The following is an 18,223-nucleotide window of genomic DNA, read 5'->3' as shown; positions in this document are numbered from 1 at the left end:
ATGAATACGAGGGTTAAATTTTGCGGTTTAATGAATCAAGAGGATGTAAACTTATGTGTAAAAGCGGGAGTCCACATGATTGGCTTTGTTGTAGAATATCCAATTCCTGTTCCTTGGAACTTGACAACAGATGAGGCAAGAGAGCTTATTAAACAAGTTCCACCTTTTGTTAGCACATGTGTAGTGACAGGTGGTTCAGTCGAAAAGGTTTTAGATATCGTTAATAAAACTGTTCCTAATGTAGTTCAACTTCATTATAAAGAAAAGCTCGAAGACATAACGGAAATAGTCGGCCAGTTACAATCAAAAGGGATTAAGACGATCAAAGCTTTGCGAATCGATGGGAATGGCAACTGTGACTTTGAAATAAAGGACCCAGTCGAGGCGACAAGAGAGCTTTGTAAAACGAGCATCTCCGCCATTTTAGTAGATTCCTATACAGAATCAATGCCCGGTGGAACCGGTGTGATGGTCAACTTGTCCGCGTTTCAAACCATACAAAAAGAAAGTTCGTTGCCGGTCATTTTAGCTGGCGGTCTTAATCCAACGAATATTGTATCACTTATTCGTGGAGTGCATCCTTTTGCGGTTGATGTCTTAACTGGTGTCGAAGAAAGGCCCGGTCGGAAGGATCCGCAGAAAATCTCACTATTTATGGGAAGCTGCCAATTGGTATAATGAGGGACACAGAACCCGACCCTGTGTCCCAAAGAAAGTGAGGGGATTTTTATCGTAGCTGGAAGAAAAAAAGTATTCGACACTGTCAACTTCGTTAGCATCACTATTCTTTTAATTGGAATTATTTTATTAATTAGCGGGTATATTGCAAGCGGTTACAGTGAGTTAGCTGCTATGGGGATTGGAACTATTATTGGAGCTATTTTTATTTTTATTATTGGAATGTTTTTTATTGCAACAGAAGAAATGCTCGAAAAAAGATATAAGGGTGACAGGGTTACGGATAATAAACCATTGAGGCGAATTAAATAAAAACCACGCTTAAAAAAAACTAAATGGAATAAAATAAGCAAAGACCCACTAAAAGAAGGAGCTGCTAAAATGGATAAGCATGATTCTGAAAAACTAGGTAACGTAATAAACAATAGTTGTGAAGAAATCAAAAATGATACCGTGCTCGAAAATCAAACAAGACGAATTGAGTATATCAATATTTACTGGGACGAGTGGAATATGTAGAAAAAAACGGAGCGTCAACAAAAAGCGCTCCGTTTTTCTTTTTTAAATGATACCCCAAATCATACAAAGCAATGTTCCGAATACTGTAACAAGGCCAATGACAGCGGAGTAGAAAATATTCGTATAAATGGCCCCTTTGTCCTTTGATTCACCGGCATGCATGAACACGACTAGCTGCAGTCCAGCCTGTACGAATGCTGTAAGAAGCAATACTGTCATACCAGCCGTAAAGGACATATCAAGGAAATATACTAATAAGGCAACGGCTGTCAGCACTATTGAAAAGGCAAAGCCCATCACTTGCTTAGCTGGGAATAGTTCTCTTACGTTATTCATTATTACATCATTCCTTTCAAGTAGACGAAGCTGAAAATAAAGATCCAGACTACATCTAAGAAATGCCAGTATAGCGAGAAAATAAATGATTTATTGGCTGTTTCAGGTGTTAATCCGCGCTTTTTCACCTGTAGCAAAATGAATAGTCCCCAGAATAAGCCAAAGGTAACGTGTGCACCGTGCGTTCCTAAAGTTGTTAAAAGGATCGCTGTAAAGGCACTTGTTTGGATCCCTGCCCCGATATGGACATAGTGAATGAATTCATAGATTTCAACACCGAGAAAGACAAGTCCAAGAAGCAACGTAATTCCGAAGAATGCCATTACAGCCTTTTTGTAACCAAGTCTGATCGCGTGGACACCGAGCCCGATTGTAAAACTACTAGTTAATAGAACAATCGTTTCAATTAAGACAGGTGTAATTTCGAAAATTTCCGCTCCACTTGGGCCGCTGCCTACACGATCTACTAATGTAAAATAGGAAGCAAACAGCGTTGCAAAAAGCATAATTTCCGCACCAAGGAAAATCCAAAATCCCAAAATATTTAACTGATTTTGATGTGTACTATACTCAAGAGGCAGTGCATGATCGACTTTCATTAACTAACACCTCGCAATTCTTTTTCGGTTTCTTTAACCTCTTCAGCTGAAATGTAATAGCCATGATCTTCCTTAAATGAATTGTAGGCCATACATACAAAGATTCCGATCGTTGAAACAATAACTGGGATCCACAGGCTGAATATCATTGAAAAGCCCCAAACAAAGAAGATGCAGCCCATAATGAATGGAATACCAGTATTATTCGGCATATGAATCTTTTCGTATTTTTCTTCTTTAAATAATACATGACCATTTTTCTTTGCATCCCAAACAGCTTGGTAAGAGTTAACCTGTGGAATGATCGCAAAGTTATAGGCTGGTACTGGGTTATGGGTAGCCCATTCAAGGGTACGTGCATCCCATGGGTCTATACCGACATCTCTTGAAGCATAACGGTAGCTGTAATATAGGTTATAGCAAATTAACGCAAAACCGATTGCCATAATACCGGCACCAACGAATGAAACCATGTTTAATGGACCAAATCCAGTTGCTTCAGAGTAGGTATAGGCACGGCGTACTTGACCATCTAAACCAGTAATATACATTGGCATAAAGGCTAATAAAAATCCGATTGATAGAAGCCATACTGTCCATTTCCCGATTTTTTCATTTAACATATAACCAAACATTTTTGGCCAATAGTAAGTTAGACCAGCAAGCATCGCAAACACAACACCAGGAATAATAACGTTATGGAAGTGTGCAACTAGGAACATTGTATTATGGTATTGATAGTCTGCTGCTGACATTGCCAACATTACTCCTGTCACCCCACCGATTGTAAATAGCGGAATGAACATAAGGGCATAAAGCATCGGAGTTGTAAACTCAATTTTTCCTTTGTAAAGGGTAAACAACCAGTTAAAGATCTTAACCCCGGTTGGAACGGCAATCGCCATTGTTGTGATTGAGAAAATACTGTTTGCCAATGGCCCCATACCCATTGTGAAAAAGTGGTGGGCCCAAACAAAGAATGAAATCAATGAGATGATTACCATAGAAGCAACCATTGATTTATAACCATATAGATTTTTCCTTGAAAAAGTTGAAATCACTTCACTAAAAATACCGAATGCCGGCAAAATTAAAATATAAACCTCAGGATGACCCCATACCCAGAATAGGTTGGCCCAAAGCATGTCCATACCACCATTTGTCGTCGAGAAGAAATGTGTGCCGAATAGGCGATCCATCGCCCCCATTGCAAGTGCAACAGTAAATGGCGGGAATGCAAAAACGATAATAATGTTTGCTGTTAAAGCAGACCAAGTGAACATTGGGATTTTACTTAATGTCATCCCTGGTGCTCTCATTTTTAAAATGGTCGTAATGAAGTTAATACCTGTCATTAACGTTCCCAGACCTGCAATCTGAATGGCAACCATATAATAGTTGTTACCCACATTTGGAGCTAATTCAGGACCTACAAGCGGGAAATAGGCTGTCCAACCGGCGTCAGGTGAACCACCGACTACGAAGGAAATATTAAATAACATAGCGCCCATGAAAAATAACCAGAAGCTTAAGGCATTTAAGCGCGGGAATGCAACGTCCCGGGCACCAATTTGTAATGGTACAACGAAGTTCATTAGCGCCATAATAAATGGCATCGCCATAAAGATAATCATAACAACACCGTGAGTTGTAAAAATCTCATTATAATGCTGTGCGTCTAACAGTGTATTATCTGGAACGGCAAGCTGCGCACGCATCATAACTGCGTCCACGCCACCGCGGAAAAGCATAAGTATCGCTGAAAGTAAGTACATAATCCCGATCTTTTTATGGTCAACGGTTGTTAACCATTCACGCCATAAGTAACCCCATTTTTTAAAGTAGGTTAAGCCAGCAATGATGGCGACAACTGTTAGACCGATTGCTACCATGGAAGCATAAATAGGAAGACTGGGATGTGGTACGGCAAATTGTTTAAAGAATTCCATCCTTAATTCTCCTTTCCGGTATGATGATGCTCCGTTTCATGAAGTTCACTATCTGAATCATCCATAGACTTATGACTACCATGATCATGCCCTCCATTTTCAGGAGTTGGAGGTGGTAAAAATTCAAGGTGAGTACCTGTGAATGTTAATTGTCCTAGATGACCCGGTTTTAGTAATTCATTAAATTTATCTTCTGTCAGCGGGTCTGCTGTTTCTTTGACTTCTTTTACCCATTCGTCAAATTTAGCTTGACTCATAGCTGTAACATTGAATGTATTTTCGGCAAAGCCTTCACCACTGAAGTTTGCATTTCGTCCCATAAATTCTCCCGGTGTATCGGCTGCTAGGTGTAACGTCGTAATCATGTCAGACATCGCATATTTTTGACCGCCTAGCTGTGGAATCCAAAAACTAGTGATCGGCCCATGGGAATATAGTTTAAATTCAAGGGCGCGATTCGTTGGAATATAAAGATAGTTTACAGTTTCTATTCCTTCTTCAGGGTAACTAAAATGCCACTTCCAGTTGGAAGAAGATGCATAGACTACTAATGGTTTTGTATCCTCATATCCTTTTGGTGTTGCTTCGACAATATAGTTGCTTCGAACAGAAACGATGGATAGAAAGATAATGATAAGGACCGGTATTCCAACACAAAGTGTTTCGACCAGATGGCTGCCTTCAATGTGTGGCGGCACATAATCTTTATCTAGCTTTGAAGCTCGGTATTTTATTAACATGAAAACTAATATCGCAAAAACAGCAATAACGATAAATAACATAATCCAAATGGATAACATAATATCATCGGCTTGTCGCTCGGCCTGTGGACCTCTAGGATCCAAAACCTTTAATGGTTCACATCCTGTAAGCACTGTGACAATAGTAAAAACGAAAAATAAAAAAAGCCTTTTCATCTTATTTACATGCTCCTTTCGCATATCTTTTGAAGCCTTCCTAATTTTTCAAAATAAAAATGTGATATAAATCACTGTTTTTATACATATTAATTTGTTAAGTTTATAAATTCTATTTGAAATCTTCATTTTTCAAAAAGTGTTCAAAAATTGATGATAAATATGTGAAATATAAAATTTAGCCTAGTAATTTCTTTATATAAATAATAAAATAAGAATTTATATAAAATAATAACTGTTAAAATAACTCTGTTATGGAAATAAAATGGTGAATCCATGTAATCTCTTAGGGTTAAATATTTTACATCATGTATAAATTTTGGATATAATTTTTATTAGTAATAAAAAAATTGTTTTGGGGAGGAAATGGATATGAGTGAGTTAATTAAAAGACAATTTGAATTTACGAGGAGAGCTATTCTTAAAGATATTGAGAATGCTTCTGAGAAAAATTTTGATGTTCAACCAGAAGCTTTTAATAACAATGTACATTGGCAGCTTGGACATGTATTGGTAGCTGCAGAGAATTTTCTTTTTGGGCCATCAGGACAGCTTCCTGAAGAATATGGCAAGCTTTTCGGCTATGGCTCAAAGCCTTCTGCATGGGAAGGGGATGTTCCATCTGTCGCAACCCTTGTTGAACAATTGAAAGAACAATTAAATCGAATTAAAGAGCTACCTGATAATCATTTTGACGAGAAATTGCCTGAACCGGTTATTGGAAACACAACATATGGAGAATTAGCAAGCTTTACAGCCTTTCATGAGGCTAACCATAGCGGACAAATTCATGCGATGGTGCGCTTATTAGGATAACTGCCAAAATGTCGACAATCTTAGTTGATGCCGACGCTTGCCCGGTTATCGACATAACGATCATGGTAGCAAAGCAATTCGATCTTCCAGTAATTCTTATTTGCGATACATCTCACTTTATGGAGCGAGCAGGAGCGGAGACAATAACGGTCTCAAAAGGCTCAGATGCAGTTGACTTTGTTTTAGTCAATCGCGTCCAACAAGGAGATATTGTAGTAACGCAGGATTATGGTTTAGCGGCCATGGTTTTAGCTAAAAGGGGCTATCCGATTGATCAAAATGGGCGGATTTATTCTTCGGAAAATATTGATCAACTCCTATTTTCGCGCCATCTAGCCAAGAAAATCCGACAAGCCGGTGGAAGAACGAAAGGACCGAAAAAGCGTCAAAAAGAAGCAGATGTTAAATTTAAAGAAAGCCTAAAAAAATTAATAGTCCAATCCAAAATAAATATCAGTGAGTAAAATAGGGCATAATTCCTTTTAGGGGAATTATGCCATTTTTTTTGATTGTAAATAAATTGGATTGTAAAGATTTTGTAAAGTTTGATGTTAATCTATTTTCACATTCGACAAATTTCGTATACAATATTTACGTTCGAGGGAAAAAAGAAACCAAAGTTGGAGGGTAAAAAATGGTTTTCAAAAAAAATGATAAATTCATGGATTTATTAATGAAAATCTCAACTAATATAAAGGAAAGTGCAAATTATTTTGCTGACTATAAGCTTAATAATACAAGTGACCTAAAGATTTTCTTTGATACAATGAAAAATTTTGAGAATAAAGGCGATGATTTTGTTCATGAAGTCATAGTTGAACTTAACAAAGCTTTTATTACTCCAATTGAACGTGAAGACATCCTAGCATTAGCAATTAGCTTAGATGATGTTCTCGACGGTTTTGAGCATTGCGCTGCATTATTTGAAATGTATTCGATGACAAATGCCGATGAATATATGCTTAAATTCGTTGATGCCCTCAGAAATGCCGCTATCGAAATTGAAAAAGCTGTCGCACTTCTTTCGAGTAAAAAGCTGCTCGATATTAGACAACATGCTATCAAGATTAAAGATTATGAATCTAAATGTGATGGGGTTTTACGCCAATCAATCAAAAATTTATTCGCAGTTGAAAAAGATCCAATCCGCATCATTCAATATAAGGAAATCTACGAATCACTTGAAACTATTGCTGATGACTGCCAAGAAGTCGCCAACACGCTTGAGACCATAATCATGAAAAATGCGTAAGGAGCCATAAAATATGGATGGAGTTTTAATTTTAACAATTTTAATTGTCATTGGTGCCTTAACGTTTGATTTTATTAATGGGTTTCATGATACGGCTAACGCAATTGCTACAGCTGTTTCAACTAAAGCATTAAAACCAAGGCATGCGATCATTTTAGCTGCAACAATGAATTTTGTTGGGGCGCTGACATTTACTGGTGTTGCCAAAACAATCACGAAGGATATCGTAGACCCATTTACATTGCATAATGGGACTGTCGTGATTTTAGCTGCACTTATTGCTGCTATTTCATGGAACTTAATTACATGGTATTATGGAATCCCTTCAAGTTCATCACATGCAATTATTGGTTCAATTGCGGGTGCGGCGATTGCCGCTGCTGGATTCAGTTCTTTGAATTATGCTGGATTTCTTAAAATTGTACAGGCGCTAATCTTTTCACCAATCATCGCATTTGTTGTCGGATATATAATCTATAGCATTTTTAAGATTTTATTCAAAAATAATAGTTTGACGAAAACAAATCGTAATTTCCGCTTTATTCAAATCCTAACAGCGGCATTGCAATCATATACCCATGGTACAAACGATGCACAAAAGGCGATGGGGATCATTACTATGGCTCTCATTGCAAATAATTATGTTACAACGAATGATATTCCTTTTTGGGTTCAAGTATCTTGTGCTACTGCGATGGGACTTGGTACTTCGGTAGGCGGATGGAGAATTATTAAAACAGTCGGCGGCAAAATTATGAAGATACGCCCCGTTAACGGAGTAGCGGCTGACTTAACTGGTGCTGCCATTATTTTCGGAGCTACATTTATTCACTTACCAGTAAGTACGACACATGTTATTTCTTCCTCTATCCTAGGTGTAGGTTCAGCTCATCGAGTTAAAGGGGTAAAATGGGGCACTGCGCAAAGAATGATTATGACTTGGGTTATTACCCTTCCAATATCAGCTTTATTAGCTGGAATTTCCTATTATATTTTGGATTTATTTTTTTAAAATAGTGTTAAAAAGCCTCTTCTTTAGGGTTAAAGGAGAGGCTTTTATTCTATTATAGAAAAGTAGTATGGGTGGGGGCCTATCCATCCGCCTAATAATAAATAATCCCCAAAGTTACCAACAGAAAAATAACCGAAATACAGTTAATCAACAGACTTATCCACGTAATCCACAAAAAACCTCTAAGTTATCCACGGTAAGTTAGTAACATGTACTGAGCAGTCATACCAAATGATAAAAATACTTATTCACAATATTCACAGCCTGAGTCAAAGAAGTGACATACAATTCTATCCCAGATTTTACATTTGACTGAAAATTCATATTTGTTAAAATTATATTTTTTTTATATTATTATGTTATAGGGATTTTTCCATTACGTTTCTCAACTCAAATGTATTTAAATTTTACAAAGGAGCATTAGAATGGGGATAAAAAAATTTGTAACGCCCGAAATAATATTTGGTATTGGTTCTATTGACCAGGTCGGTGAGAGTTGCTTGAGACTAGGAGCAAAAAAAGCACTTATTGTAAGCGACGAAGGTGTTGTAGAAGCTGGCTGGATGGAAAAAGTAATCAACAATTGTCGTGCTGTAGGATTAGAATACGCAACATTTTTTAATATTACAATGAATCCAAAGGATTTTGAGATTGAATGTGGTCGGGAATTTTATTTACATAATGAATGTGATTCTGTCATTGGGATAGGTGGGGGAAGTGCATTAGATGTTGCCAAAGCAATTGCTATTCTGGCGACAAATGGCGGCCGTATTTCTGATTATGAAGGAGTAGACCAAATCAAGATTCCTTTACCACCTATGGTAATGGTTTCAACAACAGCCGGTTCAGGATCCGAAGTTTCACAATTTTCCGTCATTGTTGATACAACAAGGCAGAAAAAAATGACAATCATTTCAAAATCATTAGTACCAGATATAGCCATAATTGACCCTAATACACTTATTACAAAAAATCAGAGCTTAACTGCCTCAACAGGGCTAGATGTCCTAACCCATGGTATAGAAGCATATGTAAGTGTTGCAGCAACTCCGCTAACAGATGTTCAGGCTAAAAACGCCATTTCTTTAGTTTCGAAGTATTTGCGGCCATCTGTTGCTTCAAAAACAAATATAGAGGCAAAAAAAGCGATGGCGATGGCTAGTCTACAAGCTGGTTTGGCATTCTCTAATGCTATTCTAGGTGCCGCTCATGCGATGTCACATGCCATTGGGGGTCGCTTCCCTTTTTCACATGGAGATGTTAATGCTATTTTGTTACCCTATGTAATGGAGTTTAATTTTATTGCCACACCAAAGCGTTTTGCAGATATTGCTGAACTTATGGGAATTGATGTACGTGGTATGGAGTTGTCGAAGGCTGGAAGAAAAGCTGTTGAACAAGTAAGGTTGTTATCATTGGAAATAGGTGCACCTCAGCGATTATCCGATATGGGATTGAAAGAGGAATCTATCCAGGAAATGGGCAAAATTGCACTTGAGGATGCTTGCATGATCACGAATCCCCGTGATGTAACGCTAAAGGATGTTGAGCAATTATTCAGACAAGCCCTATAAGTTCTAAGAAAATGCAGAAGGAGGCTGGTTATGTCTGTGCTAAAAAGCAAACAGGAGATGATTGACCTGCTTACTGGTGTTAAGGCATCAAAGCGGAATTATTATACCGAATTAATAAAAACCAATGCCCAGCTAAAAAAGAAAAATATGAAGCTTGAAATTATTAATGATGTGATGAAAAGTTTTAACGTCGATATGTGCATGGATGATATGTTGAAAAATATTTTGAATAAGTTAAAAGAGCTTTACACATTTAACCGTTTAAGTTTGTCAATTTATGAGGATGGTCATTTAATTTTAACCAATGTTTTTCCTTCGGATTCATTTTTTGTTAAGGTTGGAGAAGCTCTGCCAAGACAATATTCAACTTACTGGAACGTAATAGAACAAAGAAATGCCACCCAGATCCAATTTCCCAATCCTACAGCTTCTTCTCTAGAACAGGAAACTTTCGGTAAATTACATATAAAAAGTGTTTTTTTATTTCCGCTTATTAGTAAAAAGAAAATTATAGGGGTACTTAGCTTTGGAAGTAGACAAATGTTTGAATGTGAAGAAAATGATATTTTGTTTTTACAGCAATTAGCTGATCAGCTTGCTGTGTGTATTGAAAACTCAAGACTTTATAATGAGGTGTTGAGGGGGAATAAAGAATGGGAAGAAACATTTCGTTCAGTTCTGGATATGATTATCTTAGTGGATATGAATGGTACAATATTAAGGTTTAACAACTCTGTAAATAAGTTTTTTGGTCTATCAGATCAGCAATTATTTCAGAAAAAATGCAATGAGCTTTTAAGGGAACATTTAACATTGGAAGAGGAATGTCTGCTAGAAGAAAGCTTACGGACAAACACAATGACCAATGCGCAAATCAAATTTAATAACAATCGAATTTGTGATGTTTATACATATCCAGTCTACAATGATAGAAACGAAAAGCATGGGGTCATTTTATATATGAAGGATGTTACAGAAAAGCTTCATGCTGAAGTCCAATTAATTCAATCCGGTAAGCTGGCTGCATTAGGTGAAATGGCAGCAGGTGTTGCCCACGAGTTAAACAGTCCATTAACTGCGATATTGGGTAATTCCCAATTGTTGCTACGGGGAGCGAACAAAGCAGAAGCTTCCTATAAACTTTTAGAGGATATAAAAAATTGCGGTGATCGTTGCAAGAATATTATTCGGAATTTATTAACATTTTCTAGACAGGATGAGTATGTGCCGAAAGAATGCTATATTAACGAGGCGGTAATACAGGTCCTAAGCCTAATACGGTATCAAATTGAAAGGCAGAATATCAAGATTACGATTGAACTTAGCAATGAAATACCAGCAATTGCAGGGAATTTACAGCAAATAGAACAAATTGTGATCAACCTGCTATTAAATGCAAAGGATGCAGTGGAGGCAAGTACTTTTCATGAAAAATGGATTCTAATCGAAACCGATTTGGCAGAGGTAAATGGCGAATCATTTGTTTCATTATCTGTTATGGATAATGGAATCGGAATTGCAGAAAGCGACATATCTGAAATTTTTCGGCCTTTTTATACGACAAAACAGCAAAGTAAGGGGACAGGGTTAGGTTTACCAGTTAGTCTTGGGATCGCCAAAATGCACGGGGGTACGATAGAGGTGGAAAGTCAAGTAGGAGTTGGCAGCACTTTTACATTATTTCTGCCTGTGTGTTCTGGAAGATAATAGGGGATGAGGGATGATTCAATGACGCACGTGGCAATAATTGATGATGAGAGAGAAGTATGTACATTTTTAGAACATTTTTTAACTAGCAAGGGCTTTACGGTTAAAGTAGCCTATAGCGGGGAACAAAGTGATTTATTAATGGATGGACCTCCATTCCAATTGGCGATGATTGATGTAAAATTACCCGACACCAACGGTTTTGCTATTCTGAAAAAATTGAAAGAAAAACAACCGAATTGCAAGGTCATTATTATGACTGGGTTTAGTACAGTGAAGACAGCTATTGAAGCAATTAAGCTTGGTGCAAATGATTACATTGAAAAACCTTTTGATGACCTTGATCAGTTGGAAGCATTAATTGATGAGATGATCACTCATGATGCAAGTATAGTTCAGAGTGAAGCGAATCGGTTGGCGGGTGAAGTGGGCTTTATTACCGGTCAAAATGAAGAGATGAATCATTTACTAACAATTGCCTATAAGATAGCAAAGAAAAATATAAATGTACTCATCCAGGGAGAAACGGGAACGGGGAAGGAAGTTCTGGCTAAATTTATTCACCAAGCAAGTTGTCGAGCCGATCAAACATTTATCGGTGTAAACTGCGGCGCCTTATCAGAATCATTGTTGGAAAGTGAGCTGTTTGGTCATGAAAAAGGAGCGTTCACCGGTGCAACCCAACTTCGAAAAGGGTTATTTGAACTAGCGAACTCAGGGACGCTATTCCTTGATGAAATTGCTGAAGCTTCACCTGCTATTCAAGTAAAATTACTTCGTGTCTTAGAAACACGTGAGTTTATGAGAGTCGGTAGTGAAAAGGTATTTCGGACAAATGCACGAATAGTTGCTGCATCCCATGTCAATCTTGACGAAGCGGTTAGAGAGAAGAAATTCCGTCAAGATTTATTATACCGACTAAATGTTGTGAAGCTAGAAATTTTACCATTAAGAAAACGTATAGATGATATTTCCACACTTTTATCCCATTTCCTTGAGAAGTACGATGCACAGCACATAACATTTACAACGGAGGCCATGAGACTTTTGGAGACATACGATTGGCCGGGAAATATCAGGGAACTTGTAAATGTAGTTACGCGGGCCATTACTCTATCAGAAGGGGAAACGACACAAATTACGAAGGATTACTTACCATGTTATATACAAAACACTAATAAAAAAGAGTATGAAGAAAAAGAAGTAAAACGATCTTTTTCCGAGTCTATTATAAATCATGAAAAAAGTCGAACCAACCCTTATTTTAGTGATCTTAAAAAATATTTAGATAATTGGAATGCTGAACTACTTTTTTATTGGCAAAGTGACCAAGCTGTCCCTTTAGAAGTAATTACAGAGAAAATAAAAGAATTGGAGGATGTAACGGGAAAAGCTTTTATTAAAAAAGCCCTGAATAGCACGCTTGGAAATCGAAAAGAAGCAGCAGATCTGTTAAAAATTACACCACGTCAATTACGTTATTTATTTAAGGAAAAGAAACACTCCCCACTATAAAATTATTGGGAGAGTGTTTCTTCAGTTATAAAACTATAGAAGTTTTCTTAATTCTTTATATTCCTCAGCTGTGAAAACACGGGATTGTGTTATGAAATGCCTATCTTCGACACTATCAAGGGAGAATGTTGTGCCACGTCCGGGAATGGCATCGATGATTAATTGGGTATGTTTCCAATACTCATATTGGCTTCTATGCATATAGAATGGGATGTTGCCGAGAGAGCCAAGGTAGATGTCTGAACCTCCCAAAAAGAAGTCATCCTTACCATAGCACATCGGAGCAGATCCATCGCAACAACCACCGGATTGATATAATAGGATTTGACCATGTTTCTTTCTAATAGATTCTATTAATTTTAGCGCCTCGTCTGTTGCAATAACACGTTCCACCATGTGCAACATCCTTTCGAATTAAAAGAAGCCTAGGGCATTTTTATTGTAATTTACTAATAGACATTTCGTTTGTTGATAGTGTTCCAGCATGATGGCATGGGTTTCACGACCAATACCTGACATTTTATAGCCGCCGAATGCCGCACCTGCCGGATATTGGTGATAAGTATTGGTCCAAACGCGACCGGCCTGAATTGCTCGAGCGGCACGGTAAGCAACATCGCCATTTCGTGACCATACACCTGCCCCTAAGCCATACATAGTATCATTGGCAATTTCCATTGCGTCCTCAAAGTCTTTGAATGTAGTAACACTCACGACTGGACCAAAAATTTCTTCCTGGAAAATCCGCATTTTATTATTACCTTTGAATACCGTTGGTTTAATGTAATATCCATTTTCAAGATGACCGCCAAGATGATTTTCTTCACCGCCAACTAATAGTTGTGCACCTTCTTCTTTGCCTAAGCCGATGTATGAAAGGATTTTTTCTTTTTGTTCCATAGAGGCCTGGGCCCCCATCATGACGTCGGTATCGAGTGGATTGCCAACTTTAATGGCTTCTACACGCTCCAAGGCACGCTCAATAAATTTATCGTAAATCGATTCTTGGATTAAGGCACGCGAAGGACAAGTACAAACTTCGCCTTGATTTAGCGCAAACATTACGAAACCTTCGATCGCCTTATCTAAGTATGCATCATTTTGATTCATAACATCTTCAAAGAATATATTAGGTGATTTTCCGCCTAATTCAAGTGTTACAGGGATGATATTTTCTGATGCGTATTGCATAATTTGACGTCCAACAGCTGTTGAGCCGGTAAATGCTACCTTCGCAATCCGCGGGTTTGTTGCTAGTGGTTTCCCAACTTCAATACCATAACCGTTTACAATATTAAGGACACCGGCAGGAAGTAAGTCCTCGATCAGCTCAACTAAGACCATAATCGATACGGGAGTTTGTTCTGCTGGTTTTAAAACGATACAGTTACCGGCAGCTAACGCTGGAGCTAGTTTCCAAGCGGCCATTAGTATCGGAAAATTCCATGGGATGATTTGTCCAACAACACCAAGTGGTTCGTGAAAATGGTAGGCCACAGTATCATGATCTAACTGACTTATCCGGTCTTCTTGTGCACGAATAACGCTTGCAAAATAACGGAAATGATCGATTGCTAAGGGAATATCAGCGTTTAATGTTTCACGCACCGCTTTCCCGTTTTCCCAAGTTTCAGCTACAGCCAACAGTTCTAAGTTTTCTTCAAGACGGTCTGCTATTCTATTTAAAATTAGAGCACGTTCAGCTGGTGAGGTTTTGCTCCAAGTTTCTTTTGCCGCATGGGCTGTATCTAAAGCTAATTCAATATCTTCAGCTGAAGAACGGGCAGCCAAAGTAAATATTTCTCCGGTTACAGGAGTCTTATTTTCAAAATATTGGCCTTTTACCGGGGGAACCCATTTGCCACCGATAAAGTTATCATATTTTTCTTTGAAATGGATAATAGCTCCTTTTGTATTTGGATTAGCATAAATCATAGATCGCTTTCCCCTTTTCTATTTTATACTATAAGAAAGTATAAAATTTTATGGATTATAGTATAAGAAAAGACATCGTAATTTGCCATTATGGGCAAATTACGTGTTTTTCTAAATAGAATCTTACCCACCGTCTGTTTCACTGGTGAGTAAGATGGATTTAAAAAGATGACTTAATTAGGTTATGTTACAGTGCTGCACGAATCATGCCTTGTACATCATCTAAAGTTGCTTTACGAGGATTTGTGAACGAGCATGCATCCCTCATCGCGTTTTCTGCTAAAAGTGGGATATCTTCTTCTTTTACCCCAAGTTCTGTTAAGCTTCCTGGAATCCCAACATCCTTAGCAAGTGTTTCGATTGCTGTTAGTGCTATTTCTGCAGCTGCTCTTGTTGGTAAACCGCTTACATTTTCTCCTAAAGCGATGGCGATATCAACAAATCGCTCCGGTTTCGCAATTAAATTGAATCGTTCAACGTGTGGTAGAAGAACAGCATTACATACACCATGTGGTAAATTATAAAATCCACCTAACTGATGGGCGATTGCATGAACATAACCTAAGGAAGCATTATTAAATGCCATTCCGCCTAAAAACTGAGCATAGCACATATTGTTTCTGGCATCGATATCTTCACCATTCGCAACTGCAGCTCGAAGGTTTTGGCTTACTAGACGGATCGTTTGCAGGGCGCAGGCATCTGTAATCGGTGTTGCATCTGTAGAAACATAAGCTTCAATTGCATGAGTTAACGCATCCATTCCTGTTGCAGCTGTTAATCCTGCTGGCATCTTAACGGTGAGGATTGGATCATTAATTGAAATCAATGGTGTTGTATGTTTATCAACGATGGCCATTTTGATTTTTCTAGAGGTATCCGTAATAATACAGAAACGAGTCATTTCACTAGCTGTACCTGCTGTTGTATTAATCGCAACAAGTGGAATCATTGGTTCTTTTGACATGTCAACTCCCTCATAGTCATGAATTGTTCCACCATTTGATGCAACAAGTCCAATCCCCTTAGCGCAATCATGAGAACTTCCTCCTCCTAGAGAAATAATAGAATCGCAACCTAGTTCGCGGTATTGTTTTAACCCAGCTTCCACATTTAAATCGGTTGGGTTGGGCTCTGCGCCATCAAATATAGAAACTTCAACCCCTGCTTGACCAATAATGTTTGCAATTTCTTCTGCTACACCCATTTTGCTTAAGCCTTTGTCAGTAACAAGTAAAGATTTGTTACAACCTAGTGCTTTGATTCTTGGACCAGCTTCATTTACTGCACCAACTCCCATTAAATTGACTGTTGGCATAAAGAAACCATAAACCTTTTGATTTGCCATTGAAAATCTCCCCCTAGAAATTTGAATTTTAGAATCACTTTTGTAAATTGCAAGTACCGTGCCAAATATCTTTTTTGATAACAAAAAGAAAAAATAATAGGGAGATGTATGGATTAGCAGGCACTTAAGACCGGACAAAATATTGAAAATCAAGGAAAGGGCAATCGTAAAGAAACAAATTGTGCCAAATAATTGGCCAATTTAAACAATGAAATGGCTGTAAAAACAAAACCTTGTCTATATTGTGGAGCGCAGGTTAAACTATCAAATTATGAGAGAACTGTGAAGAATAGTTCTCAATTTGTGAAAACGGTGTGAAGAAGATGTGAATGCGTAATGAACAAATGATGTCAGCATTGTGAAGTTGATTGTTTAGTAGTTGGCTACGATGTATAGTTAAGACATAGAAAAGATATTAAAAAAAACACAAATAAAATACTTAATAAAACACTAAAGAAAGAGGTTAGTCCAATGGAGCAGTTAGTTGAATTATTGATAGAGGTTTAACAAATAGAATATTAATCAATTACACTCAAAAAAATTTTGCAGATATTGTGAAATATTGAGCAATCATATTCTATATTGATAACACGATTATTAAATTCGAAAAGGGGTTGAAAATCATGAAATGGATAAAAGGACCGCAAATGGCAGTTGTTTGGACAGTCGTTAGAATTTGGTTAGGTATACAATGGATTGAAGCCGGCTGGCATAAAGTAGCAGATGGATTTGATGCAAGTGGATTTATGAAGGGTGCAATTGCAAACGCGACTGGTGATCACCCAGCAGTTCAAGCTTGGTACGCAGCATTTCTAGAAAACTTTGCATTACCAAACGCAGGACTGTTTAGTACCTTAGTTGCATGGGGTGAAGTACTTGTAGGCATCGGACTTATTGTTGGAGCAGCAACTATTCCTGCATTATTAGCCGGAGCATTTATGAACTTAAACTTCTTATTAGCGGGTACAACTAGCACTAACCCAATTCTTTATACAGTAGCAATCATCCTATTATTCGCTGGCACTGCAAGCTATTATTACGGAGCAGATCGTTTCTTAGTACCTTATATTAAAGAAAAGTTCGGCAAAAAAGGTGCAAAAAATGTAGAAGAAGGACATGCAACCGTTTAGTAATAAAAAACTTATGTTAAAGGAGTTGGAAAATCATGAGTTGGGCTAAAGGACCGAAGATGGCAATTGTTTGGACAATCGTAAGGGTTTGGTTAGGTATCCAATGGATTACAGGCGGATGGCATAAAGTAGCAGACGGATTTGATGCAAGTGGATTTATGCAAGGTGCAATCGCAAAAGCAGGCGGCGATCATCCAGCAGTACAAGCTTGGTACGCGGCATTTCTTGAAAATGTAGCATTACCAAACGCAAAACTATTTAGTTTCTTGGTAGCATATGGTGAAGTATTAGTAGGTATTGGACTTGTTGTCGGTGTTGCAACCATTCCTGCACTATTAGCTGGAGCATTCATGAACTTAAACTTCTTATTAGCAGGAACAACTAGCACAAACCCAATCCTCTTTACAGTCGCAGTAATCTTATTAGGAACAGGTGCTGCAAGCTACTATTACGGTGGTGACCGCTTCCTAGTACCGTACATCAAAGAAAAGTTTGGCAAAAAAGGTGCGAAGAATGCAGCGGAAGGTGGAGCAACAGTTTAACTAAACAATGTGAGGGAGATGCCTGATTAACGGCATCCCCCTTTTTACTGAGCCGCAGTTCCCGACCCCATGGCTCCATTAAGATTTAGCTCTTCTGTCCGCTGCCTCTGACCGAGCTTGTGCTTCTAAATCTGCAGCATCTGCAAGCTCCTCGGAAAATTCAATGTCACGACCATCTGCTGATGTTTTTGCGTATTTTGGTGTTTGTGGCATGCTTGATGCGTTGTTATCTCCTTGATGACTTTGTCCTCTAGTCATGTAAATTCCCCTTTCGGATTTCAAATTTGGTATATGCATCGTTGTCTAGCTTCAGCTCTCAGCGACTAGTAAACTTCGCCCACCTCCCTACGATAAGTCAACATCGACTCTCTACGCTCGTCGCCGGATATCCTTT

20 protein-coding genes are annotated in these 18,223 nt (G+C 38.1%); 12 read left to right on the top strand and 8 right to left on the bottom strand.

Annotated elements, in window-relative coordinates:
* The 3 genes from BAZO_RS09965 (at position 1) to BAZO_RS22410 (ending at position 1,197) form a co-directional block, all read left to right on the top strand.
* The gene (locus BAZO_RS09965) at positions 1-678 is read left to right on the top strand and encodes a phosphoribosylanthranilate isomerase (protein ID WP_003331330.1); all 678 of its coding nucleotides are present in this window, start codon (positions 1-3) and stop codon (positions 676-678) included.
* A 174-nt stretch (positions 679-852) separates the two neighbouring features.
* On the top strand, positions 853-990 hold the full coding sequence (locus BAZO_RS23010) for a hypothetical protein (protein WP_235786722.1): 138 nt from the start codon (positions 853-855) through the stop codon (positions 988-990).
* 69 nt (positions 991-1,059) lie between these two features.
* The gene (locus BAZO_RS22410; protein ID WP_157382112.1) at positions 1,060-1,197 is read left to right on the top strand and encodes a hypothetical protein; all 138 of its coding nucleotides are present in this window, start codon (positions 1,060-1,062) and stop codon (positions 1,195-1,197) included.
* 42 nt (positions 1,198-1,239) lie between these two features.
* Here BAZO_RS22410 and qoxD read toward each other — a convergent pair whose 3' ends face one another.
* The 4 genes from qoxD to qoxA are packed head-to-tail and all read right to left on the bottom strand — an operon-like array spanning position 1,240 to position 4,998.
* On the bottom strand, positions 1,240-1,533 hold the full coding sequence (gene qoxD / locus BAZO_RS09955; RefSeq protein ID WP_003331328.1) for a cytochrome aa3 quinol oxidase subunit IV: 294 nt from the start codon (positions 1,531-1,533) through the stop codon (positions 1,240-1,242).
* A gap of 2 nt (positions 1,534-1,535) precedes the next feature.
* Positions 1,536-2,132 (bottom strand): cytochrome aa3 quinol oxidase subunit III, encoded by a 597-nt coding sequence (gene qoxC, locus BAZO_RS09950; RefSeq protein ID WP_003331327.1) that lies wholly within the window; start codon positions 2,130-2,132, stop codon positions 1,536-1,538.
* Complete coding sequence (gene qoxB, locus BAZO_RS09945; protein ID WP_003331326.1) at positions 2,132-4,081, bottom strand: cytochrome aa3 quinol oxidase subunit I; 1,950 nt, start codon at positions 4,079-4,081, stop codon at positions 2,132-2,134. Before qoxB ends, qoxC begins: the two co-directional genes overlap by 1 nt.
* A 2-nt stretch (positions 4,082-4,083) precedes the next feature.
* The gene (gene qoxA, locus BAZO_RS09940) at positions 4,084-4,998 is read right to left on the bottom strand and encodes a cytochrome aa3 quinol oxidase subunit II (RefSeq protein ID WP_039957323.1); all 915 of its coding nucleotides are present in this window, start codon (positions 4,996-4,998) and stop codon (positions 4,084-4,086) included.
* A 372-nt stretch (positions 4,999-5,370) separates the two neighbouring features.
* Here qoxA and BAZO_RS09935 point away from each other — a divergent pair, with 372 nt between their 5' ends.
* The 7 genes from BAZO_RS09935 (at position 5,371) to BAZO_RS09905 (ending at position 12,874) form a co-directional block, all read left to right on the top strand.
* Complete coding sequence (locus BAZO_RS09935; RefSeq protein WP_003331324.1) at positions 5,371-5,814, top strand: DinB family protein; 444 nt, start codon at positions 5,371-5,373, stop codon at positions 5,812-5,814.
* Positions 5,815-5,822: 8 nt separating this feature from the next.
* Complete coding sequence (locus BAZO_RS09930) at positions 5,823-6,278, top strand: YaiI/YqxD family protein (RefSeq protein WP_003331323.1); 456 nt, start codon at positions 5,823-5,825, stop codon at positions 6,276-6,278.
* A 170-nt stretch (positions 6,279-6,448) separates the two neighbouring features.
* Positions 6,449-7,066 (top strand): DUF47 domain-containing protein, encoded by a 618-nt coding sequence (locus tag BAZO_RS09925; protein ID WP_003331322.1) that lies wholly within the window; start codon positions 6,449-6,451, stop codon positions 7,064-7,066.
* Between the two features lie 13 nt (positions 7,067-7,079).
* Complete coding sequence (locus tag BAZO_RS09920; protein ID WP_003331321.1) at positions 7,080-8,078, top strand: inorganic phosphate transporter; 999 nt, start codon at positions 7,080-7,082, stop codon at positions 8,076-8,078.
* 425 nt (positions 8,079-8,503) lie between these two features.
* On the top strand, positions 8,504-9,652 hold the full coding sequence (locus BAZO_RS09915; protein WP_003331320.1) for an iron-containing alcohol dehydrogenase: 1,149 nt from the start codon (positions 8,504-8,506) through the stop codon (positions 9,650-9,652).
* Positions 9,653-9,682: 30 nt separating this feature from the next.
* On the top strand, positions 9,683-11,359 hold the full coding sequence (locus BAZO_RS09910) for a GAF domain-containing sensor histidine kinase (RefSeq protein WP_003331319.1): 1,677 nt from the start codon (positions 9,683-9,685) through the stop codon (positions 11,357-11,359).
* Between the two features lie 21 nt (positions 11,360-11,380).
* A complete protein-coding gene (locus BAZO_RS09905) occupies positions 11,381-12,874 on the top strand; it encodes a sigma-54-dependent transcriptional regulator (RefSeq protein ID WP_039957321.1) in 1,494 nt (497 codons plus the stop codon).
* A 33-nt stretch (positions 12,875-12,907) separates the two neighbouring features.
* On the opposite strand, the gene BAZO_RS09900 is transcribed toward BAZO_RS09905, so the two are convergent.
* The 3 genes from BAZO_RS09900 to BAZO_RS09890 form a co-directional block, all read right to left on the bottom strand.
* Positions 12,908-13,270: a DUF779 domain-containing protein gene (locus tag BAZO_RS09900; RefSeq protein WP_003331317.1), complete on the bottom strand. Its 363-nt coding sequence runs from the start codon at positions 13,268-13,270 to the stop codon at positions 12,908-12,910.
* Positions 13,271-13,288: 18 nt separating this feature from the next.
* Positions 13,289-14,809 carry an acetaldehyde dehydrogenase ExaC gene (gene exaC, locus BAZO_RS09895; RefSeq protein WP_003331316.1) on the bottom strand — a complete coding sequence of 507 codons (1,521 nt, stop codon included), beginning with the start codon at positions 14,807-14,809 and terminating at the stop codon, positions 13,289-13,291.
* A 187-nt stretch (positions 14,810-14,996) separates the two neighbouring features.
* Positions 14,997-16,157 (bottom strand): iron-containing alcohol dehydrogenase, encoded by a 1,161-nt coding sequence (locus tag BAZO_RS09890; RefSeq protein WP_003331315.1) that lies wholly within the window; start codon positions 16,155-16,157, stop codon positions 14,997-14,999.
* A 623-nt stretch (positions 16,158-16,780) separates the two neighbouring features.
* Here BAZO_RS09890 and BAZO_RS09885 point away from each other — a divergent pair.
* Positions 16,781-17,287, top strand: coding sequence for a DoxX family protein (locus BAZO_RS09885; RefSeq protein WP_003331314.1), 507 nt, complete (start codon positions 16,781-16,783; stop codon positions 17,285-17,287).
* A 35-nt stretch (positions 17,288-17,322) separates the two neighbouring features.
* A complete protein-coding gene (locus BAZO_RS09880) occupies positions 17,323-17,829 on the top strand; it encodes a DoxX family protein (protein ID WP_003331312.1) in 507 nt (168 codons plus the stop codon).
* Between the two features lie 78 nt (positions 17,830-17,907).
* Here the strand turns inward: BAZO_RS09880 and BAZO_RS09875 are convergent, their stop codons facing one another.
* Entirely contained in the window at positions 17,908-18,087 is a 180-nt protein-coding gene (locus BAZO_RS09875) for a YfhD family protein (RefSeq protein ID WP_003331311.1), read from the bottom strand.
* Positions 18,088-18,223 lie beyond the last annotated feature (136 nt).

This window comes from Schinkia azotoformans LMG 9581 (genome assembly GCF_000307855.1).
GTDB lineage: Bacteria > Bacillota > Bacilli > Bacillales > Bacillaceae_J > Schinkia > Schinkia azotoformans.
Note: the sequence above shows the minus strand (reverse complement) of the source record. Positions and strands in the feature narration are given on the sequence as shown.

Bases quoted from the DNA above. Each gene is read 5' to 3' on its own strand.
- exaC (WP_003331316.1), bottom strand. From the start codon at position 14,809: ATGATTTATGCTAATCCAAATACAAAAGGAGCTATTATCCATTTCAAA.
- BAZO_RS09930 (WP_003331323.1), top strand. From the start codon at position 5,823: ATGTCGACAATCTTAGTTGATGCCGACGCTTGCCCGGTTATCGACATA.
- BAZO_RS09885 (WP_003331314.1), top strand. From the start codon at position 16,781: ATGAAATGGATAAAAGGACCGCAAATGGCAGTTGTTTGGACAGTCGTT.
- BAZO_RS09925 (WP_003331322.1), top strand. From the start codon at position 6,449: ATGGTTTTCAAAAAAAATGATAAATTCATGGATTTATTAATGAAAATC.
- BAZO_RS09965 (WP_003331330.1), top strand. From the start codon at position 1: ATGAATACGAGGGTTAAATTTTGCGGTTTAATGAATCAAGAGGATGTA.
- BAZO_RS09890 (WP_003331315.1), bottom strand. From the start codon at position 16,157: ATGGCAAATCAAAAGGTTTATGGTTTCTTTATGCCAACAGTCAATTTA.
- qoxD (WP_003331328.1), bottom strand. From the start codon at position 1,533: ATGAATAACGTAAGAGAACTATTCCCAGCTAAGCAAGTGATGGGCTTT.
- BAZO_RS09875 (WP_003331311.1), bottom strand. From the start codon at position 18,087: ATGACTAGAGGACAAAGTCATCAAGGAGATAACAACGCATCAAGCATG.
- BAZO_RS09935 (WP_003331324.1), top strand. From the start codon at position 5,371: ATGAGTGAGTTAATTAAAAGACAATTTGAATTTACGAGGAGAGCTATT.
- BAZO_RS09905 (WP_039957321.1), top strand. From the start codon at position 11,381: ATGACGCACGTGGCAATAATTGATGATGAGAGAGAAGTATGTACATTT.
- qoxC (WP_003331327.1), bottom strand. From the start codon at position 2,132: ATGAAAGTCGATCATGCACTGCCTCTTGAGTATAGTACACATCAAAAT.
- BAZO_RS09900 (WP_003331317.1), bottom strand. From the start codon at position 13,270: ATGGTGGAACGTGTTATTGCAACAGACGAGGCGCTAAAATTAATAGAA.
- BAZO_RS09920 (WP_003331321.1), top strand. From the start codon at position 7,080: ATGGATGGAGTTTTAATTTTAACAATTTTAATTGTCATTGGTGCCTTA.
- qoxB (WP_003331326.1), bottom strand. From the start codon at position 4,081: ATGGAATTCTTTAAACAATTTGCCGTACCACATCCCAGTCTTCCTATT.
- BAZO_RS09880 (WP_003331312.1), top strand. From the start codon at position 17,323: ATGAGTTGGGCTAAAGGACCGAAGATGGCAATTGTTTGGACAATCGTA.
- BAZO_RS09910 (WP_003331319.1), top strand. From the start codon at position 9,683: ATGTCTGTGCTAAAAAGCAAACAGGAGATGATTGACCTGCTTACTGGT.
- BAZO_RS23010 (WP_235786722.1), top strand. From the start codon at position 853: ATGGGGATTGGAACTATTATTGGAGCTATTTTTATTTTTATTATTGGA.
- BAZO_RS09915 (WP_003331320.1), top strand. From the start codon at position 8,504: ATGGGGATAAAAAAATTTGTAACGCCCGAAATAATATTTGGTATTGGT.
- qoxA (WP_039957323.1), bottom strand. From the start codon at position 4,998: ATGAAAAGGCTTTTTTTATTTTTCGTTTTTACTATTGTCACAGTGCTT.
- BAZO_RS22410 (WP_157382112.1), top strand. From the start codon at position 1,060: ATGGATAAGCATGATTCTGAAAAACTAGGTAACGTAATAAACAATAGT.